General features: G+C 69.6%; 8 protein-coding genes. 3 read left to right on the top strand and 5 right to left on the bottom strand.

Annotation, left to right across the window (positions count from 1 at the left end):
* Positions 1-56 precede the first annotated feature (56 nt).
* Entirely contained in the window at positions 57-1,661 is a 1,605-nt protein-coding gene (locus tag ACIQVZ_RS13030; protein ID WP_402449495.1) for a serine/threonine-protein kinase, read from the top strand.
* 15 nt (positions 1,662-1,676) lie between these two features.
* Here the strand turns inward: ACIQVZ_RS13030 and ACIQVZ_RS13035 are convergent, their stop codons facing one another.
* Positions 1,677-3,674 carry a class I SAM-dependent DNA methyltransferase gene (locus tag ACIQVZ_RS13035; protein ID WP_402449498.1) on the bottom strand — a complete coding sequence of 666 codons (1,998 nt, stop codon included), beginning with the start codon at positions 3,672-3,674 and terminating at the stop codon, positions 1,677-1,679.
* Between the two features lie 171 nt (positions 3,675-3,845).
* A complete protein-coding gene (locus ACIQVZ_RS13040) occupies positions 3,846-4,967 on the bottom strand; it encodes a Fic family protein (RefSeq protein WP_402449501.1) in 1,122 nt (373 codons plus the stop codon).
* A gap of 203 nt (positions 4,968-5,170) precedes the next feature.
* Between ACIQVZ_RS13040 and ACIQVZ_RS13045 the strand changes: the two genes are divergently transcribed.
* The gene (locus ACIQVZ_RS13045) at positions 5,171-6,307 is read left to right on the top strand and encodes a tyrosine-type recombinase/integrase (protein ID WP_402449503.1); all 1,137 of its coding nucleotides are present in this window, start codon (positions 5,171-5,173) and stop codon (positions 6,305-6,307) included.
* A 1,033-nt stretch (positions 6,308-7,340) separates the two neighbouring features.
* Here the strand turns inward: ACIQVZ_RS13045 and ACIQVZ_RS13050 are convergent.
* Positions 7,341-12,650, bottom strand: coding sequence for a sacsin N-terminal ATP-binding-like domain-containing protein (locus ACIQVZ_RS13050; protein ID WP_402449506.1), 5,310 nt, complete (start codon positions 12,648-12,650; stop codon positions 7,341-7,343).
* Between the two features lie 603 nt (positions 12,651-13,253).
* Here ACIQVZ_RS13050 and xerC point away from each other — a divergent pair.
* Entirely contained in the window at positions 13,254-14,021 is a 768-nt protein-coding gene (gene xerC / locus ACIQVZ_RS13055; protein WP_402449508.1) for a tyrosine recombinase XerC, read from the top strand.
* On the opposite strand, the gene ACIQVZ_RS13060 is transcribed toward xerC, so the two are convergent.
* A complete protein-coding gene (locus ACIQVZ_RS13060; RefSeq protein WP_402449833.1) occupies positions 14,008-14,565 on the bottom strand; it encodes a transposase in 558 nt (185 codons plus the stop codon). The genes xerC and ACIQVZ_RS13060 overlap by 14 nt on opposite strands.
* A complete protein-coding gene (locus tag ACIQVZ_RS13065) occupies positions 14,532-15,071 on the bottom strand; it encodes a winged helix-turn-helix domain-containing protein (RefSeq protein ID WP_402449511.1) in 540 nt (179 codons plus the stop codon). The genes ACIQVZ_RS13060 and ACIQVZ_RS13065 overlap by 34 nt, the downstream gene beginning before the upstream one ends.
* Between the last annotated feature and the right edge of the window lie 13 nt (positions 15,072-15,084).

Here is a 15,084-nt window from a genome sequence, read left to right on the forward strand (position 1 = left end):
AGCACAGAGCGGACTCCTCACAGCGTGGTGACGGGAGCAACACTATGAGGCACAATGTGAACAGAGTCAACGTATCGGTTACATGCTGTATCGTCTCCCTCACGCGAATGAAGCGGGGAGGGGACGCAGTGCGGGAGCCGTGGCCTGCGGACGAGAAGCTGGCAGACAGGTTCGTCCGGTGCGACGACGGGACGCGGGGCGGGATGGGGGTCGTCTACAAGGCGGACGATCTGCGGACCGGACAGCAGGTCGCGATCAAGTTCCTGCAGTTGCGGGACGACCGGACGGGCAGTGGGGTGCGCCAACCCACGCGCGCGGACCGCGGGCGGTTCGAACGGGAGTGCCGGCTGCATCGGCAGTTCGGTGGCCAGGGCGTCCCCCGCCTGGTGCACCAGCATCTCACCGGCTCGCGCTGGTACTTCGTCACCGACTATGTCGACGGCCTCGACCTGCGCACGTTCCTCGAACGCAATCGGCCCGGCCTACCGGCAGTGGCCTCGGTCATCGTGCCCCTCCTGGAGGTCCTCGACCGCATCCACTCCGAAGACGTCGTCCATCGCGACGTCAAGCCGCCGAACATCCTCCTGGAACACGGGAGCGGCCGACTGTATCTGGTCGACTTCGGCATCGCCCTCCCGCTCGCGCCGGAAGCCACCCGCTACACCAAGGACTACACCCCGGGGACCTTCGGCTACATGGCTCCCGAACTCCATCGCGGCGAGCGCAACCCCACGGGGGCCGCCGACCTCTACAGCGTCGGCTGCATCGCCTTCCGCATGATCAGCGGCGCACCCGTCTTCACCGGCGACGACATCGAACTGATGCGCAGGCACCGCGAGGAGCGCCCGCCACTGCTCAGTGCGCTCGTCCCGGAACTGCCGGTCGCGATCGTCGAGATCACCGACCGGCTACTGGCAAAGGATCCCCTGGACCGCCCTACCGTGTCCGAGGCACTTGCCGTCTGGCGCGCCCACCTGCCCCGTCCCGGTGGTCCGGCCCCACAGCCCACACTCTCCCCCGACCCGACCCTGCCCTACCGGCGGGACGACAGCGGATCCGTCACGGCGGAGCCGGCCACGCGTGCCGTCTTTGGACAGCGACCACAGGTGCGGCGGCCGCCGGTCGGCGGGCTCACCCGTTCCGGGCTGCGCGCACTGCTCGAAGCCGCCGGCCACGAGGTCGCGAACGGTGCACCCGATCACGCCGTGCACGAGTTGGGTCTGCTCCTGCCCAAGGCGGACCGCCGGTGGCCGGGCGACCTGCTGGTCGCCGACGCCCACCTCCTCGTCGCCCGCGCACACGTGCTGCGCGGCGAGGAGGTGACGGCACGGCAGGCCTACCGGTCCATCGAGTATCGACTGGCCGACGGCCCACTCGACCGGGAGCACCGCGAGCGCCTGGCGAGCGCGCGATTCGGTGTGCTCTGCACGGAGGTGGCGGCCGGCGCGAGCGGTGCGACCCTGGCACCGCGCTGGCTGGCGGAGACCGAAATCCTGCTGGCCGCCACCGACGGGCAGCCGGGCCCGCCGTGCGCGGAGCTGTGCCTGGAAGCAGGGCTGTCCATCAGGGAGCTGCTGGAAGGGGAGCCGGCCGCCCCGGAGGCAGCGCGGCTCCGTCGGGAGGTCACCGACCTGCTGGGCAGGCTGCCCGGCCAGAACTGACCAGCTGTGCGGGGATCATCCCCCGCTCAGCCCGCCCTCCCCCAGCAGGGCCGCCAGCACCGTTCCCAGCTGCTCGCCCCTCTCACCGAGCCCGGCGAGCGCGGCCTGGAACCGGACGTACTGCCGGTACGCCTCGCCGACCGCCCGCTGCCGCTCGTACGGTGCCCGCAGAACGCGCAGCCGCCGCACGTCCACCCGGGACGTGGTGGACGCGTGGCTGGCCGCGCCCCGCCCGTTCCCGGGAGCTCGCAGGCAGGCGGCGAGGAAGAACGGATCCAGTAGCTCCGGGTCGGGGCGCAGGGCGACCGTCTGGGCGGTGAGCAGGCGTGGACCCGCGGTCTCCACCCAGGCGTCGAAGTCGCCGGCGGCCGTGACCACCACGACGTCGCCGAACCCGGTCAGCTCTGCCTGTCCCGCGGCCTCCAGTTCCAGGGCCTGTTCGGTGGGGAGCCACGGGGTCTCGTCCCACTCCGACCGCCAGGCCGTAACGACGCGCAGCCCGTCCCGCGGAGCCGGCCCCTGCCGGAACTGCGCCTGCGCAGGCGTCCGCCCCGACACGACCCGCAGCACGCCGGACCGTTCCCAGTCGGCCACCAGGCTGAAGTCCGCTCCGTCGGGGTCGGTGGCGACAGCACGGTACGAACTCAGGACCCGGGCCGCGTCGGTCAGGTCCACCAGGGCGCCGTCCCAGTCCGCCCAAGCCCGGCGCAGTTCCCCCGGACCGGCGGCTCGCCGCACCGTCGTGTGCCGGGACGGGGTCAGGTCCGTCTCGCCGTCCAACAGGTCCTCGGCCGGGACCTGCGCCGTGCCGGGCGGCTCCTCCCCCCGCAGCGCGGCGAGCGCCCGCTCTCGCAAGCCGTCCCAGTTGGTGACGGTGCCCCGCCCGCTGGACGAGGTCGCACGGCAGTCCGAGCCATCGACGAACACTACGGAGCTGCCGGGCTGCCCGTCCTTCGTGAGCACCCACAGGTGCAGACCGACACCGTACGGCGGGGCACTTCCGACTGGCAGTGCAACTACCGCCCGTAGGACTCCGGCCCGCACCAGGCCAGCTCGGATGCGGCGCCCGGCCCGACGCGCCGCCACCGCCGGCGGCAGGACCACGACGGCGACCCCGTCAGCCGCCAGCACGGACAAGCAGTGCTGGATCCAAGCGAGTTCGGGCTCCGCGACCGGAGGCAACCCGTACGTCCAACGGGGGTCGGACATGAGTTCGCTGCGACCCCAGTCACGTTCATTGGAGGGCGGGTAGCACAACACCACATCGACGGGGAGCGGTGGTCGGACGGCAGCACGGAGGACGTCGGCACACTGGGCGTCCGACTCGTTCCCGGGATACCCCAGCTTGAGCCGGACCCGGGCGAGCCGGGCCTGCGCGGGATCCCCGTCCACGCCCAACAGCGCCGGAGCCTGCCGCTGCCCGGACCACTGGTCGGCGGCGGCCAGCAGGAAGGTCCCGAGCCCGCACGCCGGATCCAGGACGTCGCGCACCGGGGAGGCACCACGCACTCCGGCGGCAAGGACCGCAGCAGCTCGCGCCAGCGGTTCGGGAGTGGCGGGCACCTGGCGGACGTGGACACCGTGCCAGCGCTCCATCAGGTCCGAGAACACCTCAACGGCGGACTGGTCGCGCACCGCTTCCAACAGCTCCGCCACGAGCGCTCGTGTCGTTCCGTCCGGCTCCGGAGCGGCGGCCGGTGGACGCAGCGCGGGCTCCGTCAGTCGTTCACCGACCGCGGCCACCACCTGCGCCATGCCCTCCCGGTCGCCTAGGTCCTCGACCTTCGGCCAAAGCCGGCTCAGATCCCGAGGGGCATCCTCGATCTTCTTGTGGCGCAGCAGCCATGTTTCGACCTCACCCAGCGCGAAGGCGGGACTGGCGTCGGTGCCACCGACGGATCGCGGGAAGTCGGGATAGCGACGACGCCAGTTGCTCACTGCGGCCCGACCGACGCCGGCGAGCCGAGCGATGCGGGCGAGGTTGAGCGTCACCGGGTCGTCGTGAGGGTCCATGCTTCCTCGTCCTGGGGCGGTCGGGCTGGATTCCGAGGGCGAAGGCGCTGGACAGCATTTCTCCGAGGAAGTCCGTTGACTTAGTCAAATCTACCGCTGCCGAGCAGTCGACGCGAAGCGGCGCGATGCCGAATCCGGCTCGGCGCGTCCGCGCTGCTCTCCGGCTCGGCCTTATGCGTAGGGGTCACGCAGCGGCCGGGGCTCGCGTACCCCACGGGTGATCTCCTCGGGCAGGTCGGGGCCAGCGGTGTAGTAGCGGCCCTGGGCCTCGCCTTGGGCTGCAAGCCAGCCGGCGCGGACGAGTTCACGGATGTCGCGTTGGGCCTGCTGTTCGCTGAGTTCGGCGTCGGCCTGGTAGGTGGCGCGGCGCAGGCGGTTGCCCATGGCCGCGGGGTAGAGGGCGTAGAGCATGCGATCGGGCCAGCCGCGCTGCTCGACGGCTTCGTCGAGGGCGGTCCAGACGTCTCGGGTGGTGTTGACCTGGCGTTCGACGCTCTGGGCCTGTTGGTGGTGGGCGCGCAGGCAGAACCTGACCCAGGGCAGGGTGTCGCGTTCGGGAGTCCAGACGGGGCCGCCGACCTCCGCGAGGATGTCGTAGTAGCGGTAGGTGTTGCGGGCGCGACCGAGCCATTCCTCAATGCTGGAGAACTCCGGTGCCATGATCCCTTCGCGGGCCAGGACAAGGGTGTGCAGGGCCCGGGACATCCGCCCGTTGCCGTCAGACCACGGGTGGATCGACACCAGGTTCAGGTGCGCCATCGATGCCCGGACCAGCCCCGGCGCGTCGAGGTTCCCCTCGTTCAGCCACTCCACCAACTCGCCGGTCAGGTCGGCCAACTGCTGGGCATCCGGGGCGGTGTAGGCAGCGATGGTGGGGTCCTCGGCCGAGGTGACGTAGACCGGGCCGGTGCGCCACCAGCCGGGCCGCTTGAGCAGGTGGTGGCCCTGCATCATGAAGTGCAGCGAGTTGAGCAGGCCCTTGCTGTAGGCGAAGTCATCACCCGCTTCGGCGAGGCGCTGGATGTAGGTCATCGCCTGCCGATAGCCCTCGATCTCGGCCGTGACGGTGTCGTTCGCATCGATCGGCGCCTCGCCCACCATGATGTCCTCGACGTCCGACACGCTCGCGGCGTAGCCCTCGATCGTGTTCGATCCGGCGATCGCCCGCGCCGTGAGGTTGCGCCGCAGCTGCCCCTCCCAGCGACGGGAGGTACGCAGATGGATACGCAACCGGTCCCGCATCTCGTCGATCTCCGCGAGGACGGACTGGTCGTTGTCCTGCAGCGACGGCATACCATAGAGCATGAAGCAATGACACCATGACGGCATCAAGCAGTCAAGGAGGCTTGGCGCAACCATGGTGCATGAGTACTTCAATAAACCCTTGGGAATCAGCTGCCCTGGATCCGTTCAGCGAGATCACCGCCGCCGGCCTTCCGGCTCCGGCGAGCGCCCGACGCTCGCAACACCGCACTTCACCACTTAGCGGCCGCCGCTTGCCGTCCGCCCAGGTCACCCCGGCCCAGACGCACGCCTGGGCCAGCTTCCTCGCAGGAGCCGTCCACAATGGGCTCGACCCGACACTGGTCACTCAATGGCTTACTATCCTGGCCGATGCCACCGGCAGCACTGTCCTCCCGTCCCTGGCCTCCATGCCGCTGGACGACTACGTCAACCTCCGCCTCTCGGCCATCCTGGTCGGCCTGGAAACCACCACACACGTCCCCTACCTCGCGGGTTGGCACCTTCGGATCAAGCCCGAGCTCGGGCGCCTCCCCCTCCGCCTGATCACCACCGCCCTCATCACTGCCGCAGTCTTCGGCTGGATCGCCGACGGCTGCAGCCGCTCCACGATCAAGAACACCCTCGCCATGCTTTCTCGCATCTTCGAGCAGGCCATCGCGGATGGCCTTCTCGACCGCAATCCCGCCCACATCACCGGCTGGCAGCACCAGTTCCAGCAGGCCGAGGATGAACTGCGAGACCCCCGCACCCTCGCACTGCGCGACTGGGACGCCCTCACCGAACTCGCCGACGCTCTGGTCGAAGCCTCGTACAACCACTATCGCGGCTGGGGCGACGTCGTCGTCCACAGTGCCTGTACCGCCACCCGCATCGGAGAAGTCTCTGGAGTTCGGGCCCGCGACGTCGACACTGACAAGTGGCTCCTGACCTGCCGCCGACAGACCACCCCCGCACCAGGCGGCCTGGTCGACAAGCACACCAAAGGCCGGATCGCCCGCTTCATCCCAATCATCGAGCCGCTGCGCCCGCTCATCGCCCGCCGACTGCAGGCCACCCGCGGCGACCCCGACGCCCGCCTCTACACCGGCCCGCGCGGCGGCCGCCTCAGCACCGCCGTCCTACGCGACGCCACGCACTGGGACGAGGTCACCAGCGACCTCGGCTACGAGCACCTACGACGCCACGATCTGCGCCACACCGGGCTCACTTGGATGGCCGACGCCGGATTCCTTCCGCACATCCTCAAGGAAATCGCAGGCCACCGGCTCATCACCACCACCCAGCGCTACTTCCACCCCGACGTGCTCCGGATCCTGGAAGCCGGCCAAGCCCTCACTCATCACCTCGAGAAACTCCAACGCGACGGCCAGATCACCCGCCGCTGGTAACACACCGTAACTGCCATCGCCTCGAAATGGCCGCTGACAAGCCGCTCCGATGCTGCCCGAGTCACACCACGGCAAACAGTAGGCGCCAGAAAGGCCTTAGAAATACCCCGACATGAACCAGTTTGACCCACTTGACCGACGCCCGGCGCACTTGACCGAAGGTCAAGTGCGCCACCACGCCTCGCTCCAGCAAAACAGCAAGGAGGTCTCGCACTTCACCTTGAGATCGAAGAACAATCCGCATACCAGCCACTGGGGCAACGGGTGGCGACGCACCCGTGGCCAAACCTGGGGACCATTCTGGGACCACTCGGGACCAAAAACAGGCTCCGAAAACCAGCAAGAGCGGGCACCTGGTTTCCCAAGTACCCGCTCTCACAACCGACTTCACTGTCGGGACGACAGGATTTGAACCTGCGACCCCTTGATCCCCAGTCAGGAATGGCTCCTCTATTGCTGCCTGAAATGCGCTCGCGCACACGTCATGCGTGTGCAGATGAGCGCGTTTCGCGCACCTCGCGCGGTAGCGCGCATGACGTGCGGTCCCCAGCTGGTCCCCAGCTCAGGAGCTTGACGGAGGGTCCGGGTGGCGTTCACGGCTCCAGGGTAGCGCCACTCCAGCTATCAATCCAGCGATTCCCGACGATCGCCCGGGAAGCCACCGAAAATGGGGCCAGCACCACGGAGAAAAATCAGTCCGGCTCAAACCGTTCCTCATTCAGAAAATAGCTGCGGCATCCCGACTCCATCTATTCAATTCGGCTTCGCTGAAATTCTCGGCGCCCGCCGTGGCACGTGCCGGGAGCCAGTCCAGGACCCACCGTCGCCGCAGCACGCATGCTGCGGGTTGTACGAGCCTGACAACCCATGGCCGACCGCTGCCTCCGGTCTGCGTACGCTCCTTTGAAACAGCGCTCATGCGGGCCGATGCCGCGCGAGCAAGCCGCCCTACCTACCGAACGGACTCAGTGATCACCCCCAAGGCGTGTTGCCAGCCTGTGCGCTGGTCGATCGCGTGCCTCTCCTGGCTGGCTCACAAGTGGTAGGTGAAGCGCAGCGCGCCCCCCTCTTCCCGGTAGTACCCGCGCCCCCGCGCCCCGAAGGGATTGGGGAGCATGTGCACCTGAAGCTGTTCGGAATCGAGGACCGAGGTGATCACCAGCAGCCGCCACCGGTCGTCATGGCCGGCGTGCTGCTGGGCCGCTCGGACTTCACTCTCCCCCAGTTCGATCTGCCCGCCCTGTCCCTGTGTAGCCTTGACCTCGAACATCAGCGGGTGCTTTCCGGAACCGATCCGGAAGTCGAAGCCGAGGCCATCGTCCCCGGGTGAGCCGGGGAACGCGCCGCGACGATTGGTGGAGACCCAGCTGCTCTCATCGGTGCCGGGGTACTGGCGGCACAGCCAGTGGTAGGCGTACCACTCGCCCGCGTATCCAATCGCCGTCCGCTGGGCCTGGGACAGTCCACTGTCCGCCCGGCCTCGGGTGCCGCCCGGGCGGTTCCCGGTTCGGCTTCCCCTGTTCCGCGGCCTGATTGGGGTGAGGCGGGCGAAGTGGTGGTGGCCGCCGACCAGCTCGGGCCTGGCGTCCAGTGCTGCGCGCAGTACAGCGTTGAGTTCGGTGAAGTCGCCGGAGTGGACGTCGAGTTCCCGGTCTCCCACCGAGATGAGCCTGCGGGCGCGCTCGCGCGCCGCGCGGGCCCGGTTCGTGACGGTCCGGGCCTCGTCCAGGTTCTCCGGGGTGAGCCCGTGCCGATCGAGGTCCGCCGTGCGGGGCAGGTCAGCCGGCCACTGCCCGAGCGCGGCCAGCCAGGCGACAACGTCGTCCGGGCCCAGCACTCGGAAGTCGAGCGCACCGGCCGCCTCCAACCGGGTGGTGATCTCCTCCGCCGGGACGGCGGCCGCCAGTGCCGCGGGGAGCGTCCGACCGGACGCCGTCACCAGGGCGACGAGGTCCTCGGCCAGGCCCGCGATCACGCTCTTGTTCCGGCCGCGCGCGTAGTCGCTCGGTGGCAGCGGGTCCCCCTCTTCCGGTGCCGGCCCGCCCAGCCGCACGGCGAGTGCCTCTTCGACCTGTGCCCGCAACAGCGCGGTGTCGGCGATCTCGACGGTCAAGGCCCAGGCCGAGGGCGCGGTGACCCAGTCGAGGGTGCGGAGCTCCGGCCAGTCGCTCAGCGGCCGCCGGGCGTCGAACTCCTCCAGCGCAGACCAGCGGAGCCGGTTCAGCAGCTCCTTGCGGTGAAGGTCCACGAACGTCCGGAGCGCCTCCTCGTGTGCCTCGCCGCGGCTGATCGGTTGGTAGCGCGGAGCCAACGTGGCCAGGGTGTGGTTCAGCGCAGCGAAGTCGATCCCGAGCGCCGCCCTGAGTTCGTCGGTCGACCTGGCCGCGCGGGCCTCGCCGACGAACTGCTCAGCCGTCAACATGAGTTCGTTCTCGCAGGTGCGCAGTGCGGTCGTGAGGTCCTGGGTGTCGCGTGGTGTCGGGTCCGTCAGTTCGTCTGCCTTCGCCCGGCCGAGCAAGTGGACGAGCACCGGGTAGCCGCGCTGCAGGACACCTCCGACAGCGCCGTCGATCCGGCGCCCGGTCTGTTCGAGCTGGTGGACGGAGAGGCCGAGGGCCCGGGCGAGTTCCGGCTCCGCCGGTTCGCTCAGGTCGGCGTGGGCATCCCCGAGCTTCAGCGCGGCCAACTGCAGCCGGTCGCCGAGACTGCGGTGTCCGATCAGGTCGGCCATGGCGACCGCGAACCGGGCGACCTCGCGCCAGCTCCGGTCGCCCTCCCGCGTCAGCAGCAGCGGGTGCTTGGGGTCGGACAGCGGCAGCACTCCGTCCAGCCGGTCCGGTACGGTGACAGGCTCCTCGTCGAGGGTGACCTCCCAGCCGGTGTAGCGGTGCAGTCGCACCGCACGGAGCGCGCCCGTCAGCTCGGTGAGGGCGGTGTCGCTCGGCCGGGGTTTGTGCGGATCGTGGTCGGCGAGTGCTGCCACCGCCAGGGTCAGCCAGGGGAATTCGTCGACCAGCGGTTCGCCCATGGCCGCCGGGTCCACCAGCTCGCCGTCAACGGTGGCCGAGAACTCCAGGGAGTCCACGGCCCGGAACGCGCCGGGGCAGATCTCTTCGAGCAGGTCGCAGACCTGCCGGGCGATGCCCGGGAGCACGAGCAACGGCTGTTCCATCTCGCGGATCAGGCGGGCGGCGAGGCTGTCGCGGTCGCCGGTGACGTACGCCGCCGCGCTGTCGTCGGCGAGTTCGTCGAGGGAGACGGCCACCATCCGCTCGCCCGCTTCGGCGAGCAGGACGGCGTCGTACGGGAGCTCGGGGCCGGGCTGTGCGACGAGCTCGTTCCAGGCCCGCTCGTTGGCCCGCTGAGCCAAAGGCCAGTCGTCGCTCCGGATCGCGCCGTCCTCCAGGAACCGACCGAGTTCCGCGATCAGGCGCGCACTGTGCTCGGGCTCTCCCCAGATGCACAGGTCGGCCTCGCCCAGACGGTCCCGGACCGCCTTCGACTCCAGCAGGTGACACAGCCGCCGGTCGACCGTCGGCATGAACGCGGGCTCCTCCTCCGCCCCGGGCGGGCAGTACCAGGCCTCGGCCGGGCGCACCCAGCGCACCACGCCACCGGCTCCCCGCACCGGTAGCCAGGGCTGCCCGTGGACGAAGGCTTCCAGCGGCGTCGGTACGTACTCGTGGTCCGTCCTGCGGCTACTGTCACTCGTCCAGACCGTCCTGAAATGATCCGGCCTCCACGCCGCCAGCCCGCGCAGCACAAGTCGGGCGTACGCCAAGCGGGCGGCCTCACCGAGCCGCCCCACGACCTCCTGGCCCGGCAGTCGGAAGGCATGGCCACCGTCGTAGGGCGTCTGCGGATACCACGCGTCCGACCGCGATCGCCCTATGTGCGCCAGCCACTGTGCGTCGACACCCCTCGGGACTTTCGCCATCCTGATCAGGTGGGGCGCCGTCAGATTGCCGCCCTTGGCCCGGCGCTCGGCCCCTGACGTGAAGACGGGTATCAGTCCGTCGGTAACCCCGAGGGCGGTCAGGAAGTCGCGCCACTCGTCGAGGGTCTCGCCGCGCTTCACCATCGTGTCCGGCGACGCGATCAGGCGCTGGGCGATCCAGCGGAGCGCGGACGACAGTTCGCGCCCATCCGCCACCACCATCGCCAGGTCGTCCCCGGTGGTACCCGTCCATCCTGTGCCGAAGGCCGCTCCCGAGGCCCTGATCAGCGTCCCGTCCGCCGAGGGCACGTACAGCCCCACCGAGGACAGCCCCGACTCTCCCGTGAGCTGCTTCGAGCGCCACAGCCGGAAGACGAACCGGAGGGCCTGCAGGCGCAGCTTCTGGTCAGTGCTGCCGGCCAGGGCCAGCCTGACGTGTTCCAGCAGGCCCTTGGGGTCGAACGGCCGGACCAGGCCGGCCGACTGCAGGAAGAACCGGGCCCGCTGCCGGTGCCTGTCGTCGTCGTTCTCGGCCCAGTTCAGGTCGGGGTGCAGGCAGAAGAGCCGTTTGCCGAGCACCGCGGGCACTACGGGGGTCCCCTTGTCGCCGCGTGCGGCGGGCCCGGGCTGGAAGAACGCCTGTCGTCGCTGCCCCGGCTTTCCGTTGTCGCCACCGCCGTTCGCGCTCCGCAGTGTCCCGTCCTCGGCCAGCAGGATCATCCGGCCGCGCAGTACCTCTCCGTCGTATTCGAAGAGCGTGGCGAGGTCGGCGTACAGGGCGTCCCAGTCGCGGACGGATTCGCCGGCCCGGGGCAGCGGCAAGGTGGCCACGATCCGTTCCACCATGTCCGCCAGCACCGACCGCGGGGGATCCAGCTGGCACTGCACCGCTCGGCACACCGACGCCAGCCGCCTGATCCGCTCGGCGCCGACCTCCGGATCCACCACGGCGATCCCGGTCGCGTGTGCCTTCTCCGGTACGAGCAGGGCGAGTTCGCGATCCGGCCAGAGCGTCGCACCCCTCGGTGTCGTCCAGCCCTCCTCCGGCAGGGCACCCTCGCTCCGCACCGTCGGCACGACGGGCACCTCGCCCAGCTCACGGCCGTGCACGCGCGGGGCCGCCGCCGACAGCAGTCCCGCGTACTTGCCCGTCGTCTCCCAGCTCACCAGGTCCACCGCCATCTGCCGCATCCGCAGCTCCGGCAACGCCCGCAGGCGCGCCGACGCCGCCAGACAGGTCTCGGCCGCCACTTCGGACAGCAACCTGTTCAGGGGATGTTCGTGGTCCAGGTCGGTGCGGTCCATCTTGGTGTAGAAGGGGGCGCTGAGATGGCCGGGGAAGGGCGCCAGGACTCCTTCTCCCAGCGGCAGGAAAGTGAAGGTCTGCCCTCGCCTCGGCCTGGCGGCCGCCACCGGCAGCGCCACCTCCACCACGGCCGGCTCTTCCCATTCCAGCCAGGACTCGTCCAGCCGGCCCAGGTCGACCGCCGCCTTGATGGTGGATCGCAGCCGTTGCTCGTCCACGGTGTGACGCGCGATCACAAAGCACCCGGCCGGACCGAGATCGACCTCGGCGAACGAAACGGCAGCAGCCAGCGAAGGGCCGACCAACGCCAGCGGCCGCTCGACGCGGGTCAACTCGCTGACGGTCTCCACCACACCCGCGACGCGCCGCTCCAGCACCAGGTGGGACAACCGGTCCAGGAAGAGCATCACCGGGGCCTTGACGGCAGCCAACTCCTCCAGACGGCACCGCACTTCGTCGAGCGCGGCCGCATGGCGCAGCGGGATCCGGACCACGGTCACGCTCCCCGCCTCGGCCAGCTGCGCGCAGGCCTCCGGCACCTCAGCCACCGGGTAGGGAATCTGGAACGGCGGCAGCCTCTTCGCCTCTCGCCGCGCCGCCTCCCGGTCGCCCAGCAGAACCGTCAGCTCCTCCTCCAGCGCGAACCGGAAGCAGTAGCCGTCCAGCACCGCCGGGCCGGACCCCGCGCTGCGGGCGCTGTAGATCTCCGGTGCGTCCGTGATCTGCAGGAGGCTCCGGAACCCGATCCCCTTGTTGCCGATGCCCTCGCCGATCTCCTTGCCACTCCTCGCCAGCTTGCACACCGACTTGACCGTGTCCCAGGTGAACGGGGTGCCACCGTTGCCGACCAAAAGGGTGCCGAACTCGCCGTCGTCCTCGTCGAGGAGAACATGCACCCGGCCATCGGGCCGCTGCCTCGGGTGCGCGTCGTGCCCGTTCTGCAGGAGCTCCAGCAGGAAGCGACCGGCGTAGTCCCGGGCGGCGCTGAACGAGGCTGCTCGCAACTGCTCCGCCGCCTGTGTGTGCTCCAGCCCCCGCCACTCCGCGAGCAAGGTCAGCGAGTGCTCCCGCAACTCGACTGCAAACGCACTGTCGTTCACCGATCCCCCTCAGCCCAGTCTCCATCCGGACGCTATCGCACGCCCACGACAGTGGCGGTGTGAGCTGCGAGTTCGCTGGCCAACACCCTCGCGCCATTGGCTACCGCCGCTTTGGCCCCGGCATCGGCATACGCCGACCGCCCTCTCCTCGTCCGCGGTGGCTCTTCCGAACAGCGACCCCGCGCGAGCCGACGCTGCGCGATCAAGCTGACCTACCCACCGAACGTGCTCCGTGCTCACCCTCACGGCGTGTCGCCGACGCGTGTCCCGGCCGGTCGTTCTTGCGGGTGCTCCATGCTCCGCCCCGCATGCTCTGACGCCACACCCATCACTCCTGCGACTCTGGACACGCCATCACCACTTGGTTCGAGGAGGAGCCCATGGCGCAGCGTCCCAACCGCGGTCGGGTGTACCGCAGGTACGGGTGCAAGGACGGCAACAGCGGGAAGCCGTTGGGTTCGTGGTGTCCGCGGCTGGCCGCCGGCACCACGCATGGCCGGTGGAGTATGCGGTGGACCTGGCCCGGGAGGATGGCAAGCGCCGGACTCGGCGGCGGGGTGGGTTCGCCAGTCGGCCAGAGAGGCGGCCCGGAAGATAGCGCGGGTGCTGGATGCCGAGTACCGGGGTGTGTACGAGGGCCGGACGCTGCGCGTCGGGCTGTTCCTGTACGAGTGGCTGGAGTCGACGCGGCCAGCGCTGGCCCCGAACACCTGGACGGGCTATCGGGCGTGCATCGAGCGTGACCTGGTTCCCGCGTTCGGCGGGATGCTGCTCGTCGACCTGCGGCCCAAACACATCGACGCCTGGCTGAGCGCGCAGCTCGCCGCCGGCCGCGGACACACCACCGTTCACCACGCGGTGGCCATGCTGCGCAACGCCCTGAACCACGCGGTGCGGACGTGGCGGCTGCGCTACAACCCGGCCAAGCACTCCGTGCCCGCCAAGCTCTGCGCCGCCGAGCGCGTCTGCTGGACCCCCGACCAGTCCGCCGCGTTCCTGCGGCACAACACGGAGCACTACGCCGACCGGCTCACCGACCTGTTCGAGGTCATGCTCGGCACCGGCATACGCCGGGGCGAGGTCCTCGCCCTGCACTGGTCGGACGTGCACCTCATGGACCGCCAGCTCTACGTCCGCTGGACCCTGACGGCCGTGAACAACGGGAAGATCCACCTCAGCGAACCCAAGACCGAAGCCAGCCGCGCCTGGATCAGGCTCTCCCCTGAGTCACGGCCGCCCTCCACCACCAGGCAACCCGCCAGATGGCCACCCACCCCGACGGTCGGCTCGAAGACCTGGTCTTCGCCCGCTCGGACGGTTACTGAAGTTGAATGGGTGATGTCGGGCCGCGTGGTGGTCAGTCGTCCATGATCAGTCCGGCCTGGGCGAGGCATCCGTCGATCAGGTGCGGTCGGTACTGGATCTTCTTCAGACTCCGCTTCACGCTCTTGGTCAGGTGGTTGAGGTTGGCCACGGCAAGGTTGCCGATGGTCCGCTTGACCAGCGACCAGATGCCTTCCTGCGGGTTGAGGTCCGGGGCGTACGAGGGCAGTTGGAAGACCGTCAGCCAGTCCTCGTTCGCCGCGATGAACTCCTTCATCGGCGGCACAAGGTGGACGGACAAGTTGTCCCAGACGAGCACGATCGGGCCGCCGAGCTGTATGCGAGCCCGGAGGATGAGGTCGCGGTAGTCCTGCCAGCTGAAGCTCTTGCGTTCGCCCTTACGTCCTCGGTGCAGGCGGACTCGGTAGATCAGCCGGGAACGTTCGCCCTGCTTGTAGCAGCTCATCCCGGCCATGGATATCCGTCCGGAGCCTCCGCCCCGCACCCGCACCACCGGCGTGCACCCGACTCGGCCCCAGGCCCTGGCGCGCGGCGGCCTCAGTGTCTGTCCGGCCTCGTCCTCGAAGACCAGCCAGGCTCCCCGAGCCGCCGCGGCGCTTTTACCTGGAGCCACACCTCCTTCCTCCACAACTCGACAGCGGCGTCGTCGCGTTCGATCGCCCCCCGGGTCGGCTGCTGCCACGACCAACCGTGGCGCTTGAGCAGGCGCCAGGTCCCTTCCACGGTGTAGTTGACGTGGAACATCCGACCGATCAACGTCTTCACCCGGACCAACGTCCAGCGCTGGTCCTCCCAGCCGTGGGCCAGCGGGCCGCGCTCCAACTCCTTTTCAAGCCGCGCGATTTGCCCATCACTCAGCCCCGGACGCCCAGGCGATCCCTTGGACTGGACCCCATTCGCTCCCAGCTCCCGCCACTGCCGGCGCCAGCGTTCAACGGACCGCTCGCTCACCCGCAACACGGCAGCGATCTCCCGGTTCTTCTCCCCGCCCTCGAAGCGAACGACTGCCTCCAGCCGGATCCACTCCCGCGCGGCCCTCTCGGCGTCGGTCAAGCCGCCGCCCTGCGCGTATCTCACAGGCCAGAACTAC

This window comes from Kitasatospora sp. NPDC098663, assembly GCF_044760075.1.
Classification (GTDB): domain Bacteria; phylum Actinomycetota; class Actinomycetes; order Streptomycetales; family Streptomycetaceae; genus Kitasatospora.

What these genes read in the sequence shown, in the direction of transcription:
- ACIQVZ_RS13040 (WP_402449501.1), bottom strand. Translation starts at nt 4,967, where the DNA reads ATGCCGTCGCTGCAGGACAACGACCAGTCCGTCCTCGCGGAGATCGAC.
- ACIQVZ_RS13035 (WP_402449498.1), bottom strand. Translation starts at nt 3,674, where the DNA reads ATGGACCCTCACGACGACCCGGTGACGCTCAACCTCGCCCGCATCGCT.